The 20,939-nt window shown below is 74.9% G+C and carries 16 protein-coding genes; 8 read left to right on the top strand and 8 right to left on the bottom strand.

Annotated elements, in window-relative coordinates:
• Nucleotides 1–92: 92 nt before the first annotated feature.
• Nucleotides 93–1,595, top strand: coding sequence for an FUSC family protein (locus ACIQ6Y_RS18115; RefSeq protein ID WP_404039436.1), 1,503 nt, complete (start codon nucleotides 93–95; stop codon nucleotides 1,593–1,595).
• 177 nt (nucleotides 1,596–1,772) lie between these two features.
• Nucleotides 1,773–2,804, top strand: coding sequence for a lactonase family protein (locus ACIQ6Y_RS18110; RefSeq protein ID WP_404039434.1), 1,032 nt, complete (start codon nucleotides 1,773–1,775; stop codon nucleotides 2,802–2,804).
• Between the two features lie 71 nt (nucleotides 2,805–2,875).
• On the opposite strand, the gene ACIQ6Y_RS18105 is transcribed toward ACIQ6Y_RS18110, so the two are convergent.
• The 4 genes from ACIQ6Y_RS18105 to ACIQ6Y_RS18090 all read right to left on the bottom strand — a co-directional run bounded on the left by ACIQ6Y_RS18105 (nucleotide 2,876) and on the right by ACIQ6Y_RS18090 (nucleotide 6,911).
• The gene (locus tag ACIQ6Y_RS18105; protein ID WP_404039431.1) at nucleotides 2,876–3,799 is read right to left on the bottom strand and encodes a sirohydrochlorin chelatase; all 924 of its coding nucleotides are present in this window, start codon (nucleotides 3,797–3,799) and stop codon (nucleotides 2,876–2,878) included.
• A gap of 167 nt (nucleotides 3,800–3,966) precedes the next feature.
• Nucleotides 3,967–4,914: an N-acetylglucosamine kinase gene (locus ACIQ6Y_RS18100; RefSeq protein ID WP_404039428.1), complete on the bottom strand. Its 948-nt coding sequence runs from the start codon at nucleotides 4,912–4,914 to the stop codon at nucleotides 3,967–3,969.
• Between the two features lie 164 nt (nucleotides 4,915–5,078).
• Complete coding sequence (locus ACIQ6Y_RS18095; protein ID WP_404039425.1) at nucleotides 5,079–5,756, bottom strand: uracil-DNA glycosylase; 678 nt, start codon at nucleotides 5,754–5,756, stop codon at nucleotides 5,079–5,081.
• 69 nt (nucleotides 5,757–5,825) lie between these two features.
• On the bottom strand, nucleotides 5,826–6,911 hold the full coding sequence (locus ACIQ6Y_RS18090) for a WD40/YVTN/BNR-like repeat-containing protein (RefSeq protein ID WP_404039422.1): 1,086 nt from the start codon (nucleotides 6,909–6,911) through the stop codon (nucleotides 5,826–5,828).
• Nucleotides 6,912–7,252: 341 nt separating this feature from the next.
• Between ACIQ6Y_RS18090 and ACIQ6Y_RS18085 the strand changes: the two genes are divergently transcribed.
• Entirely contained in the window at nucleotides 7,253–7,840 is a 588-nt protein-coding gene (locus ACIQ6Y_RS18085) for a hypothetical protein (protein WP_404039419.1), read from the top strand.
• Nucleotides 7,841–8,173: 333 nt separating this feature from the next.
• Here the strand turns inward: ACIQ6Y_RS18085 and ACIQ6Y_RS18080 are convergent, their stop codons facing one another.
• On the bottom strand, nucleotides 8,174–9,829 hold the full coding sequence (locus ACIQ6Y_RS18080) for a DNA alkylation response protein (RefSeq protein WP_404039417.1): 1,656 nt from the start codon (nucleotides 9,827–9,829) through the stop codon (nucleotides 8,174–8,176).
• Nucleotides 9,830–9,925: 96 nt separating this feature from the next.
• Between ACIQ6Y_RS18080 and ACIQ6Y_RS18075 the strand changes: the two genes are divergently transcribed.
• The gene (locus ACIQ6Y_RS18075; RefSeq protein ID WP_404039414.1) at nucleotides 9,926–10,666 is read left to right on the top strand and encodes a PaaX family transcriptional regulator C-terminal domain-containing protein; all 741 of its coding nucleotides are present in this window, start codon (nucleotides 9,926–9,928) and stop codon (nucleotides 10,664–10,666) included.
• A gap of 87 nt (nucleotides 10,667–10,753) precedes the next feature.
• Here ACIQ6Y_RS18075 and ACIQ6Y_RS18070 read toward each other — a convergent pair whose 3' ends face one another.
• Nucleotides 10,754–11,533, bottom strand: coding sequence for a pectate lyase (locus tag ACIQ6Y_RS18070; protein WP_404039412.1), 780 nt, complete (start codon nucleotides 11,531–11,533; stop codon nucleotides 10,754–10,756).
• Nucleotides 11,534–11,784: 251 nt separating this feature from the next.
• On the opposite strand from ACIQ6Y_RS18070, the gene ACIQ6Y_RS18065 reads away from it, so the two are divergent.
• The 3 genes from ACIQ6Y_RS18065 (at nucleotide 11,785) to ACIQ6Y_RS18055 (ending at nucleotide 18,008) form a co-directional block, all read left to right on the top strand.
• Nucleotides 11,785–13,065, top strand: coding sequence for a PHB depolymerase family esterase (locus ACIQ6Y_RS18065; RefSeq protein ID WP_404040108.1), 1,281 nt, complete (start codon nucleotides 11,785–11,787; stop codon nucleotides 13,063–13,065).
• 140 nt (nucleotides 13,066–13,205) lie between these two features.
• Entirely contained in the window at nucleotides 13,206–13,634 is a 429-nt protein-coding gene (locus tag ACIQ6Y_RS18060; RefSeq protein WP_404039409.1) for a hypothetical protein, read from the top strand.
• Nucleotides 13,635–13,649: 15 nt separating this feature from the next.
• Nucleotides 13,650–18,008 (top strand): HAD-IC family P-type ATPase, encoded by a 4,359-nt coding sequence (locus ACIQ6Y_RS18055; RefSeq protein ID WP_404039407.1) that lies wholly within the window; start codon nucleotides 13,650–13,652, stop codon nucleotides 18,006–18,008.
• A gap of 62 nt (nucleotides 18,009–18,070) precedes the next feature.
• Here ACIQ6Y_RS18055 and ACIQ6Y_RS18050 read toward each other — a convergent pair whose 3' ends face one another.
• On the bottom strand, nucleotides 18,071–19,150 hold the full coding sequence (locus ACIQ6Y_RS18050) for an NADH:flavin oxidoreductase/NADH oxidase (protein WP_404039404.1): 1,080 nt from the start codon (nucleotides 19,148–19,150) through the stop codon (nucleotides 18,071–18,073).
• Nucleotides 19,151–19,247: 97 nt separating this feature from the next.
• Here ACIQ6Y_RS18050 and ACIQ6Y_RS18045 point away from each other — a divergent pair, with 97 nt between their 5' ends.
• Nucleotides 19,248–19,601, top strand: a complete 354-nt coding sequence (locus ACIQ6Y_RS18045) for an ArsR/SmtB family transcription factor (RefSeq protein WP_404039401.1) — start codon at nucleotides 19,248–19,250, stop codon at nucleotides 19,599–19,601.
• On the opposite strand, the gene ACIQ6Y_RS18040 is transcribed toward ACIQ6Y_RS18045, so the two are convergent.
• Nucleotides 19,598–20,926, bottom strand: coding sequence for a UDP-glucose dehydrogenase family protein (locus ACIQ6Y_RS18040; RefSeq protein WP_404039399.1), 1,329 nt, complete (start codon nucleotides 20,924–20,926; stop codon nucleotides 19,598–19,600). The genes ACIQ6Y_RS18045 and ACIQ6Y_RS18040 overlap by 4 nt on opposite strands.
• Nucleotides 20,927–20,939 lie beyond the last annotated feature (13 nt).

Here is a 20,939-nt window from a genome sequence, read left to right as displayed (position 1 = left end):
TGGCGGCCGGGATGCTGTCATGGAGATGTCGATGGCGCTGCGGATCCCGCGGCGCCTTTTTCATGCCGGTCGTTACGAGGGGGCGGTAGACAGTGCTGAAGAGGGTGTTCGTGGCGGCGGACCCGGGGCGGACGCGACTGCGTTTCGCCACGCGGGCCGTCCTCGGCATCGGGCTCGCCGTGGTCGTCTGCGGACTGGCGGGGCATTCCCTCGTCGGCGCCGTCATCGGTGGTCTCGCCGCGCTCCTCGCCCTGTTCACCGTCACCGACACCACCATCCGCGGTCAGGCGGTCACCACCGCCCTGCTGCCTGCCGTCGGCCTGCCGGTGCTCGCCCTCGCGGCCGAGCTGCACGACCGGCCCGTCGCCCGTGACCTCGCCTTCCTGGCCGTCGTCGGGGTCGGCGTGTACGCCCGTCGCTGGGGGCCGCGCGGCCACAGCCTCGGCGTGTTCGCGTTCATGACGTACTTCATCGCCCAGTTCCTGCGCGCCACCCCGGACCGGCTGCCCGAGCTGTACGCCGCCGTCCTGCTGTCGGTGCTGTCCGCGGCCGCGGTGCGCTTCGGGCTGTGGTGCTACGAGCGCCGGCTGCCTCCGCCGCCCGCGGTCGCGCCGCCGGGCGGCACCGGGCTGGCCCGCATCACCACGCGGCAGGCCGTGCAGGCCACCGCGGGAGCGGGCTTCGCGCTCGTCGTCGGGCAGCTGGTGTCCGGGCAGCGCTGGTACTGGGCCGTCGGCGCCACCTGGTGGATCTTCGTCAACACCACCTCGCGCGGCGAGACCCTGGTCCGCGGCTTCCGCCGCGTCCTCGGCACGGTGATCGGCATCGGCATCGGCCTGCTCGTCGCGGTCCCCGTGGCGGGCGACCCCGTGGCCACCTGCGTTCTCCTCGCCGCCTGTGTCTTCGGCATCTTCTACACGGCCGCCGTGTCCTACACCTGGATGATGCTCTGCGTGACGCTGCTCGCGTCCCTCCTCTACGGCCTGCTGGACCTGCTCGACCCCGCCCTGCTCGCGCTGCGGCTCGCCGAGACGGGGGTGGGCGCGCTCGGCGCGGTCCTGGCCGTGCTGTTCGTCCTGCCCGTCACCACCCACGCCGTCACGGACGCCTGGATCCAGCGCGCCCTGACCTGCGTACGGGCCGCCACCACCGAGGCCGCCGCGCGGATGGCCGGCGTTCCGGACGCCGACCCGGCGCCGCGCGTGGCCGAACTCGAGCAGCTGCTGGGCCGGGTACGTCTCGCCGTCGCGCCCCTCGTCCACCCGCTGAACCCGATGCTCGTCCGCAAGCGGCGCGCCCGCCAGGTGCTGGCCCTGCTCGACGCCTGCGCCCGCGAGATCCGCGGCCTGGTCGCCGTCGCCGCCGACCCCGAGGCCTCCCACGACGCCCGCCTGGCCACCGCCTGCCACCGCGTCGAGGCCTCCGTCCAGGCCCTGATCGACAGCCCGGCGAGCAAGGGCCCCCGCCCGCCCGAGCCCGGCCCCGCGCCGGTCGCCGAGCCCGCCCTCGCCCACCTCCACGGCCTCGAACGCGCTCTCTCCGAACTGGCGACCCCACTGCGGGCCCCTTCGGGCTCGCCGCTCGTGGGGGCGTGACGCGCCCCACCCTCCCGCCGCACGGCCGTCTCGGTACGCACCACCGTGCCCGACACCCTCCCGCCGACCCGCCTCACGGCCGTCCCGGCACGCACCACCGTGCCCGCTCGCACCCTTGGTCTAGACCGCAACTGCTACCGTCGCCTCCGACGGGCAGTCGACCGAAAGGGGACAACGGTGGCAGACGGCGGCATGCGGCGGGTGCGGGCGTTCATCGGGTCGTTCACGGCGGCCGGGGGCCCCGGGGTGGTCGTGGCGGCCGTGGAGCCCGCCGATGGCTCACTGGCCGTCGTGGGCGGCGTCAACGGCCTGCCCGACCCCTCCTACCTGGCGCTCTCGCCCGACGGCGGCACGCTGTACGCCGTGAGTGAGACGGCCGACGGCGCCGTCGCCGCGTACCGGGTGGCCGGGGACGCCCCCGAACCCCTCGGCAAGCCGGTGTCCGTCGGCTCGGGACCCACCCACCTCAGCGTCTTCGCGGACCACCTGCTGACCGCCGACTACGGCTCCGGCAGCGTGTCGGTCGTGCCCCTGCGGCCCGACGGTACGCCGGAGGGCGCCGCGTCCGACGTGCTCCAGCACACCGGCTCGGGCCCGCACACGCCCCGCCAGCAGGGCCCGCACGCCCACCAGGTGCAGCCCGACCCGAGCGGCCGCTGGGCGGTCAGCGTCGACCTCGGCACCGACTCGGTGCGGGTGTGCACCCTGACGGACGGCAGGCTGAAGCTGCACCGCGAGATCGCCCTGCGCCCCGGCTGCGGGCCCCGCCACCTGGCCTTCCACCCCGACGGCGACCGCGCCTACGTCGTCAACGAGCTCACCCCCACCATCACCGTCTGCCACTGGGACGCCGCCGACGGCACCCTCAGGCCGCTCACCGAGACACCGGTACTGCCCGGCGCTCCCGACGGCGACGCCTACCCGTCGGGGATCGTGGTCTCGCCCGACGGCCGGTTCGTGTGGACCGCGGTCCGCGGCGAGGACGTGCTGTGCGTGCTGTCCGTCGAGGGCGACGAGCTGCGCCTGGTCGCCACCGTCCCCTGCGGGGGCCACTGGCCGCGCGCCCTCACCGTCTCCGGCGGCTGCCTCTACGTCGCCAACGAACGCTCCGGGGACGTCACCTGGTTCCACCTCGACCCGGACACCGGACTCCCGCGACGCACGGGCTCCCTCCGGGTGCCCGCCGCCTCCTGCGTCGTCGTCGGCTGACCGCACAAAAGGGCCCGCTCCCCGGCCGGGAGCGGGCCCTTCGGTCGTACGGCGTCCAAGGCCGGCCCGGGTCAGCGGACCGGCGCGCCCTGCGGGGTCTGCGGGGCGATGCCCAGGGCCGTGGTGTACTGCGCCAGCGCGAGCTTGCCGATCGCCGGGTAGGGGCCGAGCGCCTCGGCGGCGGGGCAGCCCGCCTCCTGCGCGGCCGCCTCGACCAGCGAGGCATCGATCTCCGGGCCGATCAGGTACGGCGCCAGCGCCAGCTGCTGCGAGCCGGAGGAACGCAGCTGCTCGGCGACGGACGTGATCGAGCCCTCCTGGTCGAGCGCCGCGGCCATCACCGGCACGGCCAGCCGCGCGGCGAGCAGCATGCCGGTGATCCCGGCCGCCTGCACGGCCTCCTCGCCGCCCACGGACGCCAGGATGATGCCGTCCGCGGCCGTGGCCACGGTGAACAGCCGGGCACGGTCGGCGCGGGCCAGACCGGCCTCGGACAGCCGCACGTGCAGCGCCTCGGCGAGCAGCGGGTGCGGACCGAGGACGTCCGTCAGCTCGGCGGCGACCCGGCTGTCCATGACGGCCTGACGGACCTGGCGCAGCAGCGCGTTGTCCGGGCCGGCCAGCAGCGGCACGACGACCGCGACGGGACCCTCGGGCTCCTTGGCCTCCAGGCCGGCGACCAGCGCCTGCTCGTAGCGGGCGGTGCGCTCGTCGGCCGCGTGCGCGAGCACGGCCTGCAGCGAGGGGAACTCCGCGTCGTCCCCGTCGAGGTACCCGATCCGGGCATCGAGGCCGGGCAGCTCGGAGCGGGCGATGCTCACGACCTCCTCGGCAAGGCCGCGGGTGGCGGCGCTGGGCGTGCCCGGAACCGCGAGGACGAGCGCGGGCGCGCCCTCGGGAGCCGCCAACGGCTCGGGTCGGCGGTGCCGCCCGGGCTGGCGGGGGCGCGGCATTCGTACTGGCAGGCCGGACGCGGGCCCAGTGGGGGAGCTCATGGCGCCGCATGTTACTGGTTTCCTGGGCTCCCCTGTTCGGGGAGGGGGCAGGTGAGCGGTATCCGTCCGGTTTTGTCTGATGAGTTCTGATGAGTTACGGGCGGATCAGCCACGATCCGTCCACAACTCGGCCCTCACCGGCCCCCGTCACGTGCTGTGACCGCCCGTCACCTCTCCAGGGTCATGACCTGCAGCATTCGCTCGTCGCGCGGCAGCGCGAGCCGCCCCTCGGCGAGCGCCGTCGCGACGCGCACCGCGCCCAGCATCGGATCGCCCTCGGCCTCCACCTGCCGCGCCCGGGGCAGCCGCTGCCCCAACTCCTCGGCCAGCGGTTCCAGCAGCGGCTTGCCCATGCGGAACAGCCCGCCCGTCAGCGCGATGACCGCCTCGCCCTCGCCGGGGCACACGGCGGCGGCCGACTCGGCGATGTGCCGTGCCGCGGCCCCGAGGATCCGCTCGGCGACCGGGTCGACGTCCGCGCACGCGGCGACCTGCGGCGCGAACGAGGCCAGCACGGCGGGCCGGTCCGGCCGCGGATACAGCTTGCCCGGCAGCCCCGCCATCGGCCCGAACACCTCCTCGGCGCGCGAGAGCAGCAGCGCGGAACCGCCGTCGCGGCCGTCGTGGGCGCGCAGCGCCGCCTCCAGTCCGGCCCGGCCGATCCAGGCCCCGCTGCCGCAGTCGCCCAGCAGATGCCCCCAGCCGTCCGCCCGGCGCCAGCGCGTCAGATCCGTACCGATCGCGATCATGCCGGTGCCGGCCGCGACCACGGCACCCGGCCGCTCCCCGAGGGCACCCACGTACGCGGTGACCGCGTCGGCGGCGAGCGCGACCGTCCCGACCCCGAACTCCCGCCGCAGAGCACCCGGCAGTTCGGCGCGCAGCGCATCCCCCAGCGTGCTCAGCCCGGCCGCGCCGACCGCGGCGGTGCCCAGCTCGGCGACCCCGGTCTCGGCCCTCAACGAGCGGACCAGCGGCAGCAGTTGGGTCATGAGATGGTCGGGGTCGATACCCCCGGGCCCGGTCCGCACCGGCACCGCCGACTCGCGTCGCGCCGACACGGCACCGTCCGCCGTACCGACGACGACCCGCAGGCCGGAGCCTCCGGAGTCCACGGCGAGAAACCCGGCGGGCCCGCGGCCCCCACGCCCGGTGCAGGACAGCGGTGCGCTCCCTGCGTCGGCCGCCCCGTCCGTCGCCGACTCCGGTGTCCGCGACGGCCGTGGTGTCGGCGACGGCCGTGGCGTTCGCGGTGTCGGCGCCGTTCCCCCCGGACCGGTCACGGCAGGCGCCAGTCCACGGGCTGGCCGCCCTGCTGGATCAGCAGGTCGTTGGCCCGGCTGAACGGCCGCGAACCGAAGAAGCCGCGGTCGGCGGACATGGGGGAGGGGTGCGCCGACTCCACCGAGGGCAGGCTGCCCAGCAGCGGCCGCAGATTGCGGGCGTCCCGGCCCCACAGGATCGACACCAGCGGCTTGCCCCGTGCGGCCAGCGCGCGGATCGCCTGCTCGGTGACCTCCTCCCAGCCCTTGCCGCGGTGCGCGGCGGGGCGGCGCGGAGCCGTGGTGAGCGCCCTGTTGAGCAACAGCACGCCCTGCTGGGTCCAGGGCGTCAGATCGCCGTTGGACGGCTGCGGGACGCCGAGGTCGGAGTTGAGCTCGCGGAAGATGTTGATCAGGCTGCCCGGCAGCGGCCGTACCTCCGGCGCCACCGAGAACGACAGCCCGACCGCATGCCCCGGGGTCGGATACGGGTCCTGCCCGACGATGAGGACGCGGACCTCGTCGAAGGGCTGCTGGAAGGCCCGTAGGACGTTCGCCCCCGCGGGGAGGTAGGTGCGCCCCTCGGCGATCTCCCTGCGAAGGAAGTCGCCCATCTCGGCGATCCGCCCGGCCACCGGTTCCAGAGCCTTCGCCCAGCCCGGTTCGACGATTTCATGCAACGGTCGTGGTGCCACGGCGTCACCCTACTGCCGTACACGGCACGGCGATCAACCGGTGGCGGCCGACGGCGGATCGGGAAGACCTCATCCGACCACCGCGGCCCGCACGCACAGCACATCCGGCAGATGCGAGGCCAACTGCCGCCAGCTGTCGCCGTGATCGGCCGAGGCGAACACCTCGCCGTTGCGATTGCCGAAGTACACCCCCGCGGGGTCGGCGTCGTCGGTGCACAGGGCGTCGCGCAGCACGGTGCCGTAGTGGTCCTCCTGCGGCAGGCCGGCCGTGAGCGGCTCCCACGACTCTCCTGCGTCCTCGGTGCGGTAGACCCGGCAGCGGCGGTCGGCCGGGACCCGGTCGGAGTCGGCGGTGATCGGGAACACGTAGGCGGTGTCGCCGCGGTGCGGGTGGGTGGCCATCGCGAAACCGAACGTCGACGGCAGGCCCGCCCCGATGTCCGTCCAGTGCGCGCCGGCGTCGTCGCTGCGGTACACGCCCCAGTGGTTCTGCAGGTACAGCCGGTCCGGGGTCACCGCGTCCCGCGCCACCTTGTGCACGCACTGCCCGAACTCCGGGTTCGGGTCCGGCAGGAACACCGCGGAGACACCGGAGTTGGAGGGCGCCCAGCTCGCGCCGCCGTCGGACGTACGGAACACGCCGGCCGTGGAGACGGCGACGGTGATCGCATCCGGGTCGCGCCGGTCGGTGAGGACGGTGTGCAGGCCCTCGCCGCCACCGCCCGGCACCCACTGCGAGCGCGTCGGGTGCTCCCACAGCGGCCGCACCAGCTCGAAGCTCTCGCCGCGGTCCTGCGAGCGGTACAGCGCGGCCGGTTCCGTGCCCGCGTACACCACGTCCGGCTCGGCCGCCGCGGGGTGCAGCTGCCACACCCGCTCCAGCGAAGCGCCCGTGTCCTGCGGGAACTTGACGGCCGGCCGGGCCGGTTCGGTCCATGTCCGGCCGAGGTCGTCGGAGTGGAACACGGACGGGCCCCAGTGCGCGCTGTCGCCTCCGGCCAGCAGGCGCGGGGTGTCGCCGCGGGTGTCGATCGCGACCGAGTAGACGGCCTGCGCGTTGAAGTAGGGAGTCTCGTCGAACTCCCATGCGCCCCCGCGCCGGCGCCCGATGAAGAGGCCCTTCCGGGTGCCCACGGCCAGCAGTACGTCGGACATGCCGCTCACCTCCGCTGTGCTTCGACGTATGCGTCTCAGACACCGGCCAGTCTGCACCCCACCACTGACAGTCACCCCTGGAAGCGGCGTCGCCGCAGGTCAGGGCGTGTCGATGGGCGCCGGGGCAGGAAGGCGGGAGCGGCGGCGGGAGCACATCCGAGCCACCGTCGGGGGACTTTTCCGCGAAGTCGCCCGCACGGAATGCGGCGCATGGCACCGTCTTGGCGGAGGCCGCCCCTGAGCATCGGCGGGCCGCCGCCCGTATGGGAGGCCGGTGGGGTGGTCGTGCGCTGATGAGGAGGCGGGCTTCGATGGGCCTGCAGGGTGTGAGGGGTCGCCGCATGCGGCGCGTGCGGCGGATACGGCGGGTGTGGCTGTGGCGCTGGCGGCGCAATCCGCTCAGGCGCCGCTCCGACGCGGTCGAGGCGTGGGTGCTTCTCGGAGCGTGGACGTTGACCGTGCTGTGCGGGGTGCTCGCCGGGGTGACCGTCGCCGGGTCCGTGGAGCGGGGGATGGCCCGCGAGCGGGTGGAGTGGCGTCCCACCACCGCCCGGCTCACCGAGGACGCGGTCGGCACGTCCGCCGTGCCGGCCGCGGCGGGCGGCTCCCAGGTGTGGGCGAAGGTGGGCTGGACCGCACCGGACGGCTCCCCGCGTGCCGGACAGGCCCGGGTCCGTCCCGGCACCGCCGAGGGCACCCCGGTCACCGTGTGGATCGACCGCACCGGCCGCCTCGTCACCCCGCCCGCCAGCCCCGACCAGGCCCGTGTCCGCTCCGCCCTCGTCGGCACCCTCGCCGGCCTCGGCGCGGCCGCCGTTCCCCTCGCCTGCGGCCGCGCCGTCCGCAGCCGCCTGGAGTCCCGCCGCCTCGACCGTTGGGACGCCGACTGGGCCCACTTCGACCCGTTGTGGGGCCACCGCACAGGGTGAGACGACGACACGTCGGCGGCCCCCAAGGGACGCGGGGAACTGCGCGACCGGCTATACAGGCCCCCGCACCCGGAAACGCACAGCAACCACCCCCGACAGGCGCCGGCCACTGCGCCCTCCAGCGAAGGCCCCTCCCCGCTCCGGAGGCCTGGCCCGAGGCATGGGCGAGGCGTGTGGCGCAGAAGGCGTCGGCGACGGCGGGAAGGGCGTGCCGGACAAGGACCCGGCACTGGCGCTGGACCAACGGGGGCCCCGGGCCGGACGCACCACCGGGCCAGGCGGCTCCCGGCCCGGCGGCACCATCAGGCCCGGCCGCCCCGCCCGACCCCGCCCTCAGTGACCGAACCCCAGCGCCCGCCCCAGAATCCCCTCCAGATCCGCCGAGTCCGGCAGCGTGCCGAAGGCGTGGCCCCAGTCGCCGGCCAGGCGGGTGGCGCAGAAGGCGTCGGCGACGGCGGGAGGGGCATGCCGGACGAGGAGGGAGGCCTGGAGGGCGAGGGCCATGGCCTCCACCAGGCGGCGGGCGCTCGACTCGGACGCCGTGGTCAGGCCCTCCTTCAGACGGCTCACCGCCGCGTCCAGCCGGGCGTCCGCCCCCTGGGCGAGGGCGAGTTCGGCGAACAGGGCCTCGGACGTGCGCGGGTCGCGGGTCAAGGCCCGTAGGACGTCGAGGGCGTTGACGTTCCCGGAGCCCTCCCAGATGGACAGCAGGGGCGCCTCGCGGTAGTGGCGGGGCATGCTCGAGTCCTCGACATAGCCGTTGCCGCCCAGGCACTCCAGGGCCTCAGCGGTGAAGGCGGGACCCCGCTTGGTGACCCAGTACTTGCCGACGGCCGTGGCGATCCGGCGGAACGCGCGCTCGCCCTCGTCCCCGCGTACGGCCCGGTCGGCCGCCCCGGCGAGCCGCAGGGTGAGTGTCGTCGCGGCCTCCGACTCCAGCGCCAGGTCGGCCAGCACATTGCGCATCAGCGGCTGGTCGGCGAGGCGCGCGCCGAACGCGCTGCGGTGCCGCGCGTGATGCCCCGCCTCGACAAGGGTGCGGCGCATCAGCGTCGCCGACGCCATTACACAGTCCAGGCGGGTGCAGTTGACCATCTCGATGATCGTCTTGACGCCCTGCCCCTCGGGCCCGACCAGCCAGGCGACCGTCCCGTCGAACTCGGGCTCGGAGGAGGCGTTGGACCGGTTGCCCAGCTTGTCCTTGAGCCGCTGGATGCGGAAGGCGTTGCGGGTGCCGTCCGGCAGCACGCGCGGGACGAGGAAGCAGGAAAGGCCCCCCGGCGCCTGGGCCAGCACCAGGAACACATCGCACATCGGCGCCGACGTGAACCACTTGTGCCCGCGCAGGGTGTAGACGCCGGACTCCGAAGTCGGCGTCGCCGCCGTGGTGTTGGTGCGGACGTCCGAGCCGCCCTGCTTCTCGGTCATCCCCATGCCGGCCAGCAGGCCGCGTTTCTGCGCCGGCACCCGCAGCCCGGGGTCGTACTCGCGGCTGGTCAGCAGCGGTTCGTAGACCTTGGCCAGCTCCGGCTCCCGGCGCAGCGCCGGGATCGCCGCGTACGTCATCGAGGTGGGGCAGCCGTGCCCGGCCTCGCTGTGCCCCCAGACCAGCCCACCGGCCGTACGGGCGACATGCGCGCCCGGCCGGTCGTCCGCCCAGGGTGCCCCGGCCAGGCCCTCGGCGACCGCGACGCCCATGAGGCGGTGCCAGCTCGGGTGGAACTCGACCTCGTCGACGCGATTGCCCCACCGGTCATGGGTGCGCAGCTCCGGCTCGTGCCGGTTGGCCTGCTCGCCCCACTCCTGCGCCTCGGCCCCGCCCGCCAGCAGCCCGAGCCGGCGGACGTCCGGCTCGGCCCAGCCGGCGCCCTCCCGGCGCAGCCCCTCCAGCAGGGCCACGTCCTCGGAGGCGTCGTAGGGGGCCAGCGGCGGAGGCTGGTTGGTGACGTCGTGCGTCGCGTACGGCAGCTGCGCGGGTGTCGGGACCATAGCCCGAGTGTTGCACTCGTGCTGCGGTCGCAGCAATAGTGCAACACCTGCCGGTGGCCCGTACAGTACGAGGCCATGGCCGGCCCACCACAAGAGATGACCGCTTCGGATGCCGTCGAGCTGCGTCCGCTGTCCGCGCGGTCCGTCGTCCTGAGCCTGCTGCTCGGCGCGGACCCGCCGGAGATGGCGGCGAAGGACCTCGCCCGCGCGGTGGCGCCCTTCGGGGTCGGCGGGTCGACCCTGCGGGCCGCGCTCAGCCGGATGGCGGCCGCGGGCGATCTGCGCCGCACCGGCACCGGCTACCGGATCGGCGAGCGGCTGCTGGAGCGCAGACGCCGGCAGGACGACGCCGTACGGCCGCGCACGCGCGCGTGGGACGGAGACTGGGAGATGGTCGTGGTCACCGCGACTGGCCGCGGCCCCGCCGAACGCGCCGATCTGCGCACCCGGCTGGCCGGCCTGCGCCTCGCCGAACTCCGCGAGGGCGTCTGGCTGCGCCCCGCCAGCCTCGCCCGGGAACTGCCCGAGGATCTCGGGCAGGTGGCCGAGTGCTACACCTCCCGTCCCGCCCGGCCCGCGCGCGAGCTGGCCGCGAGCCTGTGGCCCCTGGAGGCCTGGGCGGCGACGGCCGACGCCCTGCTGGCCCATGTCGCGCGCGTGGAGCGCCCGGCCGACCGGCTCACCGCCTATGCGGCCGTCGTACGGCACCTGCTCGCCGACCCCGTCCTGCCGGACGCCCTGCTGCCCGCCGAGTGGCCGGGCCCGGCCCTGCGCGCCGCCTACGCGGACTACCGCCGTGAACTGCAACAGCAGGTGCACGCGCGCGTGGCGGACTGAAACGCGGACGCGCAGAACAGCACAGGCGGCCGTACGAAGCGCGGTGCGGGAACGCTCCGTACGGCCGCCGCCCTCACCCCCGAGCCGTCACCGGTAGGTGATGTCCGAGGCGGAGTAGAGGCAGTTGGTGCTGTCCGGGCCGACACCGACCGCCGTGTTGTTGTTGTACTTCTGGCACGGGATCACCTTGCGCGAGGCGTCGTTGAGGATCGTGATGCCGCGCAGGGTGGCCACGTCGTTGCGGTTGACGTTGATGCCCACCAGCCGGGCCGTGGTGCCGGTGCCGGTCACCTCGATGGTGTTGAGGTTGACCTTGCGGGTGTACTGCGTGGAGCAGTCGCCGCAGGAGCGGTAGAGCGTCTTGAACTCCTGCACCGCGAAGTTCGAGATGTTCACGGTGCCGCCGCCGTTGTGCTGGAACACCTTGTCGGACGCCTTCTTCGCGCCGCCGCCGACGACGTTGTAGGTGGCGCCGCTGCCCCCGCGGAAGGTGGCGGCGTCCTCGCCGACGTCCTCCCACCAGACGTTCTGCAGCGTGCAGCTGCCCAGACAGTGGATGCCGTCGGCGCCGGGCGCGCCGATGATGACGTTCTTCAGCGTGACGCCGCCCGCGAGCGTGAGGATCGGCTGCTGGTCCTCGGACTGGTCGCCGGTGCCGAGGGCGCCGCTGCCGTAGAGGCGCAGCATGCCGTAGTCCTTGGAGCTGGTCAGGTTGATGGTCGCGGTGACCGGCTGGCTGCCGGAGGCGGACGGCCAGGTGGCGGCGTGCGCCGGAGTGAGCGCGCCACTGGTCATGAGCATGCCAACAGAAAGCGCGGCCAGTGTCCCGACGTGCCTCCGGCCGTGCGGGTGTCGTGCGTGGGGCATGTCCCGATTCCTTCTTCCGTGTCGTGGGGTCTGCGGCTCGAATCGGTCATGGTGCTGAACGGAACGTAGATGGAAAGCGCTTACTGGTCAAGGGTGTGTGGGAGCGCTTCCACGTCGGGCGTGTCCATGTCACCATGCTTCTCGGGACGTCTCTCCTCACGAAGGGGCAGTCGATGTCGACTCCACGTATGTGTACGTACGTCAGCGGGCTGATCGACCGTGCGGGCAGAGCCCCCGGCAGGGCGCCCACCCTGCTCCGCACCCTCCTCGCAGCGCTCGTGCCCCTGCTGCTGGCCCTGCTCGCGGCACCCCCGGCCGCCGCGCGCGGCACCGAGGCCGAGCCGGTCGCGCCCACCGCGGCGCTGACCGAGATCACCGGCTTCGGCGCCAACCCCAGCAACCTGCAGATGTACCTGTACGTCCCGGACAGCGTCACCGCCCACCCGGCCGTCGTGGTCGCCGTGCACTACTGCACCGGCTCCGGCCCGGCGATGTACAGCAACACCGAGTACGCCTCGCTGGCCGACCGCCACGGCTTCATCGTGGTCTACCCGTCCGTCACGCGTGCCAGCAAGTGCTTCGACGTCGCCTCCCCGCAGGCCCTGCGGCGCGACGGCGGCAGCGACCCGGTGGGTATCAAGTCGATGGTCGACTGGGTGGTGCGCACCTACGACGCCGACACCCGGCGGATCTTCGCCACCGGCATCTCCTCGGGCGCGATGATGACCAACGTCCTGCTGGGCGACTACCCGGACGTATTCGCCGCGGGCGCCGCCTTCTCCGGGGTCCCCTTCGCCTGCTTCGCCACCACCAACGGCTCCGAGTGGAACAGCGACTGCGCGAACGGCACCGTCATCCGCACCCCGCAGGCCTGGGGCGACCTCGTCCGCCGGGCGTACCCCGGCTACACCGGACCGCGGCCCCGGATGCAGCTGTGGCACGGCACCGAGGACGACGTCCTGCGCTACCCCAACTTCGGCGAGGAGATCAAGCAGTGGACCAACGTCCACGGCCTGAGCCAGACGCCCTCCGCCACCGACAGCCCCGCCGCCGGCTGGACCCGTACCCGCTACGGCGGCACCGGTGACCAGGCACCCGTCGAGGCCATCAGCCTCCAGGGCGTCGGCCACAACCTCTACGCGTCCGGCATGGGCGCCCGGGCCGTCACCTTCTTCGGCCTCGACACCGAGGGCCCGGCCCCGCAGCCCCAGCCCGGCGGATGCCGGGTCACCGTCACCACCAACGCGTGGAACACCGGCCTGACGGCCTCCGTGACGATCACCAACACCGGCAGCACCGCGATCAACGGCTGGAAGCTGGGCTTCACCCTGCCGTCCGGCCAGACCGTCACCAACGGCTGGGGCGCCGCCTACGCCCCCACCAGCGGCTCGGTGACCGCCACGAACGTGTCGTACAACGCCACGATCGCGCCGAACGCGAGCGTGAGCATCGGCTACCAGGCCACCCACACCGGCAACAGCGCGGCCCCCTCGGCCTTCACCCTCAACGGTGCCGCCTGCGCCACCGGCTGACCTCGCCGTCGTACGGCGGCCCCGGACGCCGACCCGGGGCCGCCTGCGCTTTTGCCTCCATGTCGGACGGATGAGCGGCCGGATCATGGGCACTCGGCGGTGCGCAGAGGCCGATCACTGTCTGGGAGGCGAGTAGAGCCATGGCACGCGAGAATGCCGGCCTTCCCCAGCCGCTGCGCGCCACCGCGTCGGTGCTGGGCCGGGTGCCGGGAGCCGGAGCGGTGGGCCACGCCGCCGAGGGCGCGCTGAACGCCGTCGGGACCGTGTCGCCGCGCGGCCGGCGGATGGCCGCGTACGCGGGCGCCGGAATCCTCGGCGCCGCCGGAGTGGTGGAGTGGCCCGTCGCCCTGACCGGGGCGGCCGTCGTCTGGCTCACCCAGCAGAAGCCGGGTGCGCGGAGCGAGAAGACCGGGAAGGCGACGTCCGGGGCCGCCGGCTCGCCGAGCCGAGCCAAGAGCGCCACCATCGCTGCAGGCCGGCCGAAGGGCACCGCCGGCACCCCCACGCGCACGGCGTCCCACCCGGGACACGGCCGCGCACATCACAGCCGTACCACCGAAGGCGACTGAGGAGGCGGGCAGCGGATGGGGCTGATCACCGGAACCACGGCGGCGGTCCTCGCCGGACCACGGCTGCTCGCGCGCGGTGCCGTGCCCGCGGCCGGGGCGGCCGCCGGCGCCGCGGCGGGGGCCGCGCGGGCCGGGGTGCGCGGCGCCGACAGCGCGGTGCGGGTCGCCCGCGTCGCGCGCAACGCCCTGCCCGGCGGCGAGCGGTCCTGGCGCTCCGGCCGACGGGCCCACCTCGCGCTTCAGCCCACCGCCCCCGCGCAGGTGCAGCGCGCGGGCGGCACCCAGCGGGCCCTGCGCAAGACCGCCGCGGCGATCGCCGAACGCCCCGAGGTCGCGTACGCCTACTGGGACGGAGGCCTGCGCCGGCTGGTGGTGGCCGCCGTCGACGACGCGGTCGCGGACCGTGTGGTCGAGCGGGCCACGGCCCTCGCCGCCCGGCACGGGCTCGGCCCGGCGGACGGCGGCGTGGAGGAGTTCTCCCACCCCGGCGACCCGGCGGGGGTGCGGTTCGCCGCCGCCGCGCTGGCCGCCGACGTGGCCGGTGCCGCCGTCGCGGTCACCGCCCGCGCCCTGCGGCTGCCGCCGACGCCCCGCACGCTCACCGCCACGGTGTCGGTGCTGCGCGAGAACCCCGCCTTCCGCGGCCTGCTGCGCTCCCGCCTCGGCCGCTCCCGCTCGGACCTGCTGCTGGCCGTCGCGCACGCCGCCGCACGGGGCGCCGGCCAGTCGTCGACCTCCTTGCTGCTCGCCGCCTCCCTGCGGGCCCTCCAGCTCGGGGAGACCGTCGCCCGCGCGGCCGCCTTCGACGCCGACCACGACCGGCTGTGCGTCCCCGGCCGCGAGGACGTCGCCGCCGACCGCTGGCCCAGGCCGCCGCTGCGCAGCACCCCCGCCGAGGACTACGCCGGTTCCGCCTCGGCCGGTCGGCTCCTCGGTGCCGCCGCCGCGCTGGTCGTCAAACGCGACACCAACGAGGCGGCCGAGGCGGCCCTGGCCGGTTCGCCCAAGGCCGCCCGCTACGGGCCCGCCGCCTTCCACGCCGTCCTCGGCTGCGCGCTGGCCCGCACCGGCGTCCTGGTCCGCGACACCGACCGGCTGCGGCAACTGGAGACGGCCGGGACACTGCTGCTGCACCCCAGCGCGCTGTGCCGGCAGCAGGAGTCGGGCGAGGACGCCTGCGACCCCTGGGGCGAGGCCGTGCTGGACGCGGCGCGGCGGGCCGGTATGCGGGTCGTCGTGGTGGACGACCCGGTGGTGGGCGAACTCACCGGCCTGGCCGACCAGGTCGTGGAACCCGGGCGGCCGCTCGCCGACGTCGTCGCCGAGCTGCGCGAGCCCGACGGCACCGTCGTGACCGTGGCGCGGCCGCGGTCCGCCGACGACGAGGACGTCCTGTCCGGCCTGCTCGCCGGGGACATCGCCGTCGCCCTCACCGACCCCGGTGCCGCCGTCGCCTGGGGCGCCGACGTCCTCGCGGTGCAGGGACTCCTCGACGTGTGGCGGCTGCTGGTGGCCGTCCCGGCCGCCCGCCGTGTCGGGGACCACGCGCAGGTGCTCGCCAAGTCCGGCGCCGCGCTGTCCGGGCTGCTCGTCGCCATCGGCGAGTCCCCGCACGGCAGGCGGCGCAGGGGCCTGGCCGCGCTGCGGGACGTGCCCGTCGAGACGGCCGCCGCCGCCTCCCTGTTCAGCGGGGTGCGCGCGGCCCTCGGCGTGGCGGTCACCCGTGCCCCGCACCCGCGGCCACGCGTGGCCTGGCACGCCCTGGGGACGGACGCCGTGCTGTCCCGGCTGGAGCAGGAGCCCGGCGTACGGCCCGAGGGGCTGGCCCGGACCGCCGACCGGGTGCGGACGAGGGCGCGGTCCGTCGGGCGGACACCGGTGCTGGCGCCCGCCCGCTGGACCCTGAGCCTCGCCCGCGCGGTACGCGGCGAACTGGACGACCCGCTCACCCCGATCCTCGCCGTCGGCTCCGCCGCCGAGGCCATCCTCGGCTCCGCCGTCGACGCCCTCCTCGTCCTCGGCGCCCTCGACCTCAACGCCCTGGTCGGCGGCGCCCAGCGGCTGCGCGCCGAGCACGCGCTGTCCAAGCTGGTGGCGGAGCAGAAGCAGAAGGCGCGGCTCGCTCCGCGCGAGGAGGCCGGGGCAGGCCAGGACACCGGGGCCTCACCGTCGTACGGCACCGCCCCCGAGGACGAACCCGCCGACGCCCTGCGTACGGTGGACGCCTCCCGCCTCGCCCCCGGCGATGTGATCGACCTGCGTGCCGACGACGTGGTGCCCGCCGACGCGCGGTTGCTGTGGCAGGACGGCCTGGAGGTCGACGAGTCCGCGCTGACCGGCGAGTCGCTGCCCGCGGACAAGCAGACCGACGCGACCCCGCGGGCGACGGTCGCCGACCGGCACTGCATGGTCTTCGAGGGCACGACCGTGGTCGCGGGCCGGGCCCGTGCCGTGGTCGTCGACACCGGCGCCCACACCGAGGCGCACCGGGCCGTCGCCCTGGCCGCACGGACTCCGCCGTCCGCCGGTGTGCAGGCCCGGCTGCGGGAACTCACCGAGAAGGCCCTGCCGATGACCCTCGCGGGCGGTGCCGCCGTCTCGGGCCTGGCCCTGCTGCGCGGTACGCCGATCAGGGAGGCGGTCAGCGGCGGCGTCGCGGTCGCCGTCGCCGCGGTGCCCGAGGGCCTGCCGCTGGTGGCCACGGTCGCCCAGCTGACGTCGGCGCGCAGGCTAAGCCGCCGCGGCGTGCTGGTGCGCACCCCGCGCACCCTGGAGGCGCTGGGCCGCATGGACACCCTCTGCTTCGACAAGACCGGCACCCTCACCGAGAACCGGCTGCGCCTGGTCCGGGTCTCCGACGCCGCGGGGACGGTGCACCGGCCCGGCGAGGACGGCGCCGACCCCACCCTGCGCGCTGCCGCACGGGCCTGTCCGCGCCTGGACGGCGGCGACGAACGCCCCGCGCACGCCACCGACGAGGCCGTCCTGGACGCGGCCGGCCCCGACCCTGAGTGGGAGCAGAGCGAGGGCCGGCCCTTCGAGGCGGCCCGCGGGTATGCCGCCGCCGTCGGCCGTGCGGCGGACGGCTCGCCGGTGCTGGTGGTCAAGGGCGCCCCGGAGACGGTCCTGCCCGCCTGCCGCGACGTGCCCGACGACGCGTCCGACAGGGCGCACCGCCTGGCCCGCGACGGACTGCGGGTCCTCGCGGTGGCCCAACGGAGCCTCAGCGAGGGCGAGTCGGCGGCGGAGGTTCTCGAAGCGCCGCTGCAGGAGCTGGAGTTCACCGGCCTGCTGGGCCTCGCCGACACGCCCCGTGAGACGTCCACGGCCCTTGTCGAGGGCCTGCGCAACGCGGGCGTACGGCCGGTGATGCTGACCGGCGACCATCCGCAGACGGCCCGGGCGATCGCGGCCGAACTGGGCTGGCCCGAGGACACGGTGGTGGTGACGGGCGAGGAACTCGCCGCCGCGGACCGCTCGGTGCGGGCACGGATGCTGCGTGACGCCGGAGTCGTCGCGCGGGTCGCGCCCGAGCAGAAGCTCCAGGTGATCGAGGCGCTCAGGGACGCGGGCCTGGTGGTCGGCATGGTCGGCGACGGCGCGAACGACGCCGCGGCGATCCGCGCCGCCGATGTCGGCGTCGGCATCCAGGCGCGGGGCTCGGCGGCCGCCCGCAACGCCGCCGACATCGTGCTCACCGGCGACGACCTGACGGTGCTCATCGAGGCGGTGGGGGAGGGGCGCGCCCTGTGGCACGGCGTCGCCGACGCCGTCGCCATCCTGATCGGCGGCAACGCCGGCGAGGTCGGCTTCGGCATCCTCGGCACCCTGCTCTCGGGCGCCGCGCCGCTGTCCACCCGGCAGATGCTGCTGGTGAACCTCTTCACCGACCTGTTCCCGGCGATGGCGGTGGCCGTGACGCCGAAGGGCGAGGAGGGAGGTGCGGAGGACGGCGTGCCCGAACCGGGTCCGCAGCCGCTCGGCACCTCGCTGCTGGGCGCCCCGCTGATCCGCCAGATCCGCCATCGCGCCCTGACGACCTGTCTCGGCGCGACCGCGGCCTGGCTGTTCGGCCGCTTCACGCCCGGCACCCGGCGCCGCTCCACCACGATGGCCCTGTGCGCCCTGGTCGGCACGCAGCTCGCCCAGACCCTCGCCGACCGGCGCGGCAGCCCCCTCGTCCGGGCCACCGCGATCGGCTCCGCGGCCGCGCTGTTCCTCCTGGTCGAGACCCCGGGCGCGAGCCAGTTCTTCGGCTGCACCCCGCTGGGCCCCTTCGCCTGGGCGGCGGTCGCCGCGTCGATCGCCCTGGCGGTCACGGGCCAGCGGGCCCTGCCCCGCCTGGAGCGGACGGTGTCCCGGCTGGCCCGCTGAGACGGCGCGGCCGACCCGGGACGGTGTCCCGGCTGGCCCGCGACGGCGCGGCCGACTCGTCGTCAGACCGCCCAGCCGTACTGGTCGGGCACCCGCACCTCGTCGCCCAGCTCCTGGGCGGCGTGCCGGGCCCAGTAGGGGTTGCGCAGCAGCTCGCGGCCGAGGAGGACCGCGTCGGCCTCGGCATTGGCGAGGATCTTCTCGGCCTGCGAGGCATCGGTGATCAGGCCCACCGAGGCGACCGGGAGGGTGGTCTCGGCCTTGACCCGGGCGGCGAAGGGCACCTGGTAGCCGGGGCCGGTGGGGATACGGGCGCCTGCGACGTTGCCGCCGGTGGAGACGTCGAGCAGGTCGACGCCGTGTGCCTGGAGGTCGCGGGCGAAGCGGACGGTGTCCTCGGCGCTCCAGCCGCCCTCGTCGAGCCAGTCGGTCGCCGAGACACGGAAGAACACCGGCTTGTCCTGCGGCCAGACCGCGCGCACCGCGTCGACGACCTCCAGGGCGAAGCGGGTGCGGTTCTCGTACGAGCCGCCGTAGGCGTCGGTGCGGCGGTTGGAGTACGGGGAGAGGAACTCGTGGACCAGGTAGCCGTGGGCGCCGTGCACCTCGACGACCTCGAAGCCCGCGGCGAGCGCCCGCCGGGCCGCGTCGGCGAACCGGCCGACGATCTCCCGGATCTGCTCCACCGTCAGCTCCTCGGGCACGGCGTGCCCCTCCTTGAACGGCACCGCGCTCGGCGCGAGCGGCGTCCAGCCGTGGGCGTCGGCGCCGACCGGCTCGCCGCCCTTCCAGGGCTGGGCGGTCGAGGCCTTGCGGCCGGCGTGCGCGAGCTGGATGCCCGGTACGGTGCCCTGCGCGACGAGGAAGCGGGTGATCCGGCGGAACGCCTCGGTCTGCGTGTCGTTCCACAGACCCAGGTCGTACGGCGAGATACGGCCCTCGGGGCTCACCGCGGTGGCCTCGGTGAGGATCAGCCCGGTACCGCCGGCCGCGCGGGCCGCGTAGTGACCGAAGTGCCAGTCGTGCGGGGCGCCCGCTTCGGGGCCGTCCGGCGCGGCCGAGTACTGGCACATCGGGGCCATCCACACACGGTTGGGGATGGTCAGTTCACGCAGGGTGTAGGGCTCGAAGAGCGCGCTCACTGCGCCTCCATTCGTCGCGGGTCCGATGCCGAGTCGTACGATAGTCATCGTAGTACGGGAAATGTCAAACTACGAGAATCCTCGTACAATGGCCCGCATGGCCATCACCGCACCCACCGGCAGCCGCGACCTCCCCCATCCGGACCGCGAGGAGATCCGGCTGGAGGACGTCCTGCACGCCCTCTCGGACCCGCTGCGGCTGCAGATCGTGCGGGAACTCGCCGGCACCGGGGGCGGGGAGCTCGCCTGTTCCCAGTTCGTGGTGCCGGTCGCCAAGTCCACGACGACCCACCACTTCCGGGTGCTGCGCGAGGCAGGCGTGATCCGGCAGATCTACCGGGGCACGGCCAAGATGAACGGCCTGCGCAAGGACGACCTGGACGCTCTCTTCCCGGGCCTTCTCGACGCCCTCCTGGCCGGCGCCGACCGCCAGGCCGCCCGGCTCGGCTAGACCGCCGGCCGGTCGAGCCTCGGGCGGCCGGGTGCGCGCAGGGTCCAGCCGGCCGCGCGCCAGAGGGCGGGATCCAGCGTGTGCCGGGCGTCCACGACGGCCGGGACGCGCACCACGGCGGCGAGGGCCTCGGGGTCGAGTCCCCGGTACTGGGCCCACTCGGTGAGGTGCAGAACGACATCCGCCTGCTCACAGGCCTTGCCGACCTCCAGGGCGAACTGAAGGGCGGGATGGGCCGCTCGGGCGTTGTCGACCGCCTCCGGGTCGTGCACCCGGACCTGGGCGCCCCGTTGCCGGATCGCCTCCGCGACGGCGAGCGCCGGCGAATCGCGGACGTCGTCGCTGCGCGGCTTGAAGGCGGCTCCCAGGATCCCGACGTTGCGACCGGCGAAGGACCCGCCGACCAGCCGTTCGGCGAGCCGGACGACCCGCAGACGCTGCCGGGTGTTGATGGCGTCGACCTGCCGGAGGAAGGCCACCGACTCGCCGAGGCCCAGTTCCTCGCCATGGGCGGCCAGCGCCCGGATGTCCTTGGCCAGGCAGCTGCCGCCGAAGCCGAGACCGGGGACGAGGAAGCCGGAGCCGATCCGGGAGTCCGCGGCCATCCCGCCGGCCAGGGTGAGGACGTCCGCACCGGTGGCGTCGCAGATCTCCGCCATGGCGTTGATGAAGGAGATCTTCGTCGCGAGGAAGGCGTTGGACGCGAGCTTGACCAGCTCGGCGGTCGCGGTGTCCGTGACGATGAGCGGCGTGCCGGCCCGTGCCATCGGCGCGTAGATCTCCCGCAGCCGCGCCTCGGCGTGCGGCGTACGGACGCCCGCGACGACACGCTCGGGGCGCAGGGTGTCCTGGATCGCGTGGCCCTCGCGCAGGAACTCGGGATTCGAGGCGACGTCGGCGGCCGGGCCCAGCCGGGCGACGAGCCGCTCCGCCGTTCCGACGGGCACGGTCGACTTGCCGACGAGCAGGACCTGGTCGCGGCCGCACGCCCGTGCGTACGTCATCACGCTGTCCGCGGCGGCCTGGAAATGGCTCAGGTCGGCCGCGCCCGAGTCGCGCCGCTGCGGCGTGGGCACGCACAGGAAGTGCGTGTCGGCGAACTGAGCGGCCTCGGTCAGGGAGGAGGTGAAGCGCAGCCGGCCCGAGGCGAGGGTCCGGCGGAGCAGGGCGGCCAGGCCCGGCTCATGGAAGAACGGGCGACCGGCGGCGAGGGCCGTGGCCTTCTCGGGGTCGATGTCCACGCCGAGGACGGTATGGCCGAGATCGGCCATGCAGACGGCGTGGACCGCTCCGACGCGTCCGGTGCCGATCACTGTCATTCGCATGTCCGTCTCCCAG

Origin of the sequence: Streptomyces sp. NPDC096205 (genome assembly GCF_044763135.1) — a bacterium.
Classification (GTDB): Bacteria; Actinomycetota; Actinomycetes; order Streptomycetales; family Streptomycetaceae; genus Streptomyces.
This window is presented reverse-complemented; position numbering and strand designations above follow the sequence as displayed.

Coding starts and splice junctions, on each gene's coding strand:
- ACIQ6Y_RS18055 (WP_404039407.1), top strand. CDS start 13,650: ATGGGGCTGATCACCGGAACCACGGCGGCGGTCCTCGCCGGACCACGG.
- ACIQ6Y_RS18090 (WP_404039422.1), bottom strand. CDS start 6,911: ATGTCCGACGTACTGCTGGCCGTGGGCACCCGGAAGGGCCTCTTCATC.
- ACIQ6Y_RS18040 (WP_404039399.1), bottom strand. CDS start 20,926: ATGCGAATGACAGTGATCGGCACCGGACGCGTCGGAGCGGTCCACGCC.
- ACIQ6Y_RS18070 (WP_404039412.1), bottom strand. CDS start 11,533: ATGCCCCACGCACGACACCCGCACGGCCGGAGGCACGTCGGGACACTG.
- ACIQ6Y_RS18105 (WP_404039431.1), bottom strand. CDS start 3,799: ATGAGCTCCCCCACTGGGCCCGCGTCCGGCCTGCCAGTACGAATGCCG.
- ACIQ6Y_RS18085 (WP_404039419.1), top strand. CDS start 7,253: ATGCGGCGCGTGCGGCGGATACGGCGGGTGTGGCTGTGGCGCTGGCGG.
- ACIQ6Y_RS18080 (WP_404039417.1), bottom strand. CDS start 9,829: ATGGTCCCGACACCCGCGCAGCTGCCGTACGCGACGCACGACGTCACC.
- ACIQ6Y_RS18045 (WP_404039401.1), top strand. CDS start 19,248: ATGGCCATCACCGCACCCACCGGCAGCCGCGACCTCCCCCATCCGGAC.
- ACIQ6Y_RS18075 (WP_404039414.1), top strand. CDS start 9,926: ATGACCGCTTCGGATGCCGTCGAGCTGCGTCCGCTGTCCGCGCGGTCC.
- ACIQ6Y_RS18060 (WP_404039409.1), top strand. CDS start 13,206: ATGGCACGCGAGAATGCCGGCCTTCCCCAGCCGCTGCGCGCCACCGCG.